General features: G+C 35.3%; 7 protein-coding genes. All 7 read left to right on the top strand.

Features of this window, described 5'->3' with window-relative positions:
* On the top strand, positions 1 to 316 hold a 316-nt coding region (gene traM / locus VQ048_RS11960), incomplete at its 5' end, for a conjugative transposon protein TraM (protein WP_327611893.1).
* 29 nt (positions 317 to 345) lie between these two features.
* The gene (traN, locus tag VQ048_RS11955; protein ID WP_327611892.1) at positions 346 to 1,302 is read left to right on the top strand and encodes a conjugative transposon protein TraN; all 957 of its coding nucleotides are present in this window, start codon (positions 346 to 348) and stop codon (positions 1,300 to 1,302) included.
* 1 nt (position 1,303) lies between these two features.
* Positions 1,304 to 1,873, top strand: coding sequence for a conjugal transfer protein TraO (locus VQ048_RS11950; RefSeq protein ID WP_327611891.1), 570 nt, complete (start codon positions 1,304 to 1,306; stop codon positions 1,871 to 1,873).
* Positions 1,874 to 1,892: 19 nt separating this feature from the next.
* Positions 1,893 to 2,318 carry a DUF3872 domain-containing protein gene (locus VQ048_RS11945; RefSeq protein WP_327611890.1) on the top strand — a complete coding sequence of 142 codons (426 nt, stop codon included), beginning with the start codon at positions 1,893 to 1,895 and terminating at the stop codon, positions 2,316 to 2,318.
* A 107-nt stretch (positions 2,319 to 2,425) separates the two neighbouring features.
* Positions 2,426 to 2,731: a molybdenum ABC transporter permease gene (locus tag VQ048_RS11940; RefSeq protein WP_327611889.1), complete on the top strand. Its 306-nt coding sequence runs from the start codon at positions 2,426 to 2,428 to the stop codon at positions 2,729 to 2,731.
* Between the two features lie 74 nt (positions 2,732 to 2,805).
* Positions 2,806 to 3,036, top strand: coding sequence for a hypothetical protein (locus VQ048_RS11935; protein ID WP_327611888.1), 231 nt, complete (start codon positions 2,806 to 2,808; stop codon positions 3,034 to 3,036).
* Between the two features lie 94 nt (positions 3,037 to 3,130).
* A partial coding sequence (locus VQ048_RS11930; RefSeq protein ID WP_327611887.1) for a helix-turn-helix domain-containing protein occupies positions 3,131 to 3,316 on the top strand: 186 nt, incomplete at its 3' end.

The following is a 3,316-nucleotide window of genomic DNA, read 5'->3' as shown; positions in this document are numbered from 1 at the left end:
ATTGTTAGATATTAGTTCATTGGAATATCAAGGGCGTATCGTTCCCGTATCGGTAACTGCCTACGATTTAGACGGTCAAAGAGGGCTTTATATTCCTTATACACCTGGAGCGAATGCTTTTCGTGAAATCGCCGCAGGATTGAGTCAATCTTCAGGAACCAATTACACTTTTAGTTCCTCTGCCAAAGACCAAATATTATCCGAGGCAGGGAAAGGGCTGCTTCAAGGTACCAGTTCCTACATCTCCAAAAAGATAGCCCACCCTAAAATCAAGGTCAAAGCTGGGTATCAAGTCTTATTAGTATCAAAACCTTAATTTTTTTTTTAACTTTTAAATATATACAAATGAAATCTTTACACCCATTTTTAATCGCAACCTTATTCCTTACAATTGGGAATGTCTATGCACAAACAGAAACGCCAACCTCTGAAACGGACAGTATTTACTACGCAAATGATACAATACCAGAAACGAAAGTATCTACATCTAAAACGCCCGGCAAAATTGAACCTTATTTTTTAGAAGTAGCTTATGACAAAACCACGCATTTGATATTTCCTTCGCCCATCACTTATGTAGATTTAGGAAGTGAGCATATCATTGCCGACAAAGCCCAAAATTCGGAAAATGTTCTGCGTGTGAAAGCCACAACCCCCGACTTTCATCCCGCAACCAATTTATCCGTAATTACCCAAGACGGTCGTTTTTACCATTTTGATATTTTCTATAACACGACTCCCGAAACGACCACAATGGATTTTAAACGCATTATGAATGAGTATAATACTGAAGATTTTAGTGCCAAAACGGATATTTTGTTTACGGATATTGGGAACCAATCCCCCGCGGTGGCTCAACTCATTATGGAATCTATTTATCAGCAAAAACGAAACTTTATCAAGCATATCGGTTCTAAAAATGCTGGTATTCAGTTTCTACTTAGAGGAATCTATGTTTATCAGGGAAAATTATACTTTGATATGCGTATGAAAAATCAAAGTAGTCTGCCTTATCAAGTGGATTTTATCACTTTTAAAATCGTCGATAAATCCACAGGAAAAAAGGAAGTTGCTCAAGAAATTCCCATTCAGCCTTTACGCACTTATCAAGAACTACAAAGAGTAGAGGCAAGAAGTAAAGCCAATGCCGTGTATATGTTAGAACAATTAACCTTAGACGATGATAAACTACTCAAAGTAGAAATCTTTGAGAAAAACGGCAGTCGCTACCAATCTTTTACCATTGGTAATGAGGACTTAATTTACGCAAGAGAAATACAACAATTCAACCTAAAATTATAATATGATGAAAAGATTATTGTTAGTGATGTGTGGTTGGCTTGGAGGAATAAGTCTGTTGAACGCTCAACGACTATTCCCTGGGCAACAAGGATTGGAGGCAAGTATAAACTTGCTTCCAACTTCCTTAACACTCAATACTAAAGCCTATGATATTCGATTGGGCTACATTCGCTATACCCGTGAGGGGGATTATTGGCAGTTTGCAGTGGCTTACACTCGTAATGTTTACACCTATCGAGAACAGGATTTACCCATTGAAACCTTTACTTCCGAAGGTGGTTACTCGTTAAACCTTGTTGGGAATAGTAGCCGAAATATATCCCTAAATGTTGGATTGAGTGGTGTAGTAGGCTACGAACTCATCAATCAAGGAAATCATACGCTATTCGATGGTGCGGTCATCAATAATAAAGATGCTATGATTTATGGAGGATTAGCAAGGCTACGATTAGAGCGTTATCTGGTAGGAGATGTACTTGTCTTCCTACAAGGGCAAACACAAATGCTATGGGGAACACAGAGAGAACAGCTGCGTCCGCATATAGGTTTAGGATTTAGAATGACTTTATAAACTTTAAAAAAATTAAGAGATGAAACATTTTGTAAAAATTAGTATAGCAATAATAATTTTATTGGGGCTTACGGCTTGTGAAGATAGACTGAATATACAAACCAACTTTCCGTTTGAAGTCAAAACAATGCCTGTTCCTAAGAGTATTCTAAAAAAACAGACGGTAGAAATTCGCTGTCAAATCGTATCAGAACAAAAGTACAAAGATGAAGTCTATACATTAAGATACTTTCAGTTTGAGGGTAATGGTAGGCTAAAGTTGGCTAACCAAGAGCCTTTTTTACCGAATGATACGTATGTAATTCCTAACCGAACTTTTAGATTGTATTACACTTCTCTGTCTAACAATACGCAAAGCTTTGAGGTTTGGATTGCTGACAGCAAAGGCAAAGAACAAAAGCTGCGCTTTGAATTTAATGCTAAGAAAGAGGAGAAAACGGAATAAAATAACAGATAAAACTTAGTATAGCTACAAACCCTTGAATTTATCAAGGGTTTTGTTTTTTTATAGGTAATGTATTATTTTTGTTAAGTAATCAATTTTTGTAAGTTATGATTTTAGCAATTAATACAGATTCTTTTGGGCTTTATTTTGGTATAGTAATTTTATTAGCAGGAATTGCTTTACGCTATTGGATTAACCGCAGAAGATTTTATCGCAGAAATGCCGCTGGAATAGAAGGCTTTTCAAGTTACGAAAAGGCAGTTATCATAAGGATTTTAGAAAAATTTGGTAAGTTGATTGCTTGGGCATTTATTTTACTTGGTTTACTAATGAGTATTGCATCTTATAGAAGTATGAATAAAGAAACAGATAAAAAAGAACCTAAAAGAATTGAACAAAAGAACAATAAATGATTATAAACTAATATTTTTTCAATTTTTTATTTTTTATGGAACATCTTTTTTATCTTTGTTAAAAGATTTATCTGTTGCCTAAAATACTAACCATAGAAGTGAATCCAAATACCAAAAAAGGAAAAGCCTTTTTGGAGATGGTTGATTTGTTTAGAAATCAATCAGGAGTTAAGGTGGTTAATATTGACCAAGAAATGTCTACAAAAACGACAGAAAGCAAGGCTTCTTTCATAAAAAAAATCTCGCAAGAAACCAATAGAAAATTAACCCAAAGGGTACTCGCAGAGCATAATATTGTAATATAAACCTTTCCAAAAACTGCCACCCACTTCCAAAAGCGACCGCCTTTACTTCACCGAATTGCATTCAAAGTATCTTCGCTAAAAAAGATACCAAATTATGGAGGTGATAGTTATTGAAAAAAAAATATTTGAACAAATCAATCAAAAATTAGGGGACTTACTCAAACAAACAAAGTCCGTAGTAGAAACACATCAAGCCATTTGTCAGGACAAAAAATGGTTGGACACACAAGAGGTCTGTCAGTTGTTGGGCATTAGCAAACGGACACTTCAAAATTACAAA

This window comes from Bergeyella anatis (assembly GCF_036016955.1).
Classification (GTDB): domain Bacteria; phylum Bacteroidota; class Bacteroidia; order Flavobacteriales; family Weeksellaceae; genus JAYWXI01.
The sequence above is the reverse complement of the archived record's forward strand: the minus strand, read 5'-3'. Positions and strand labels throughout refer to the sequence as shown.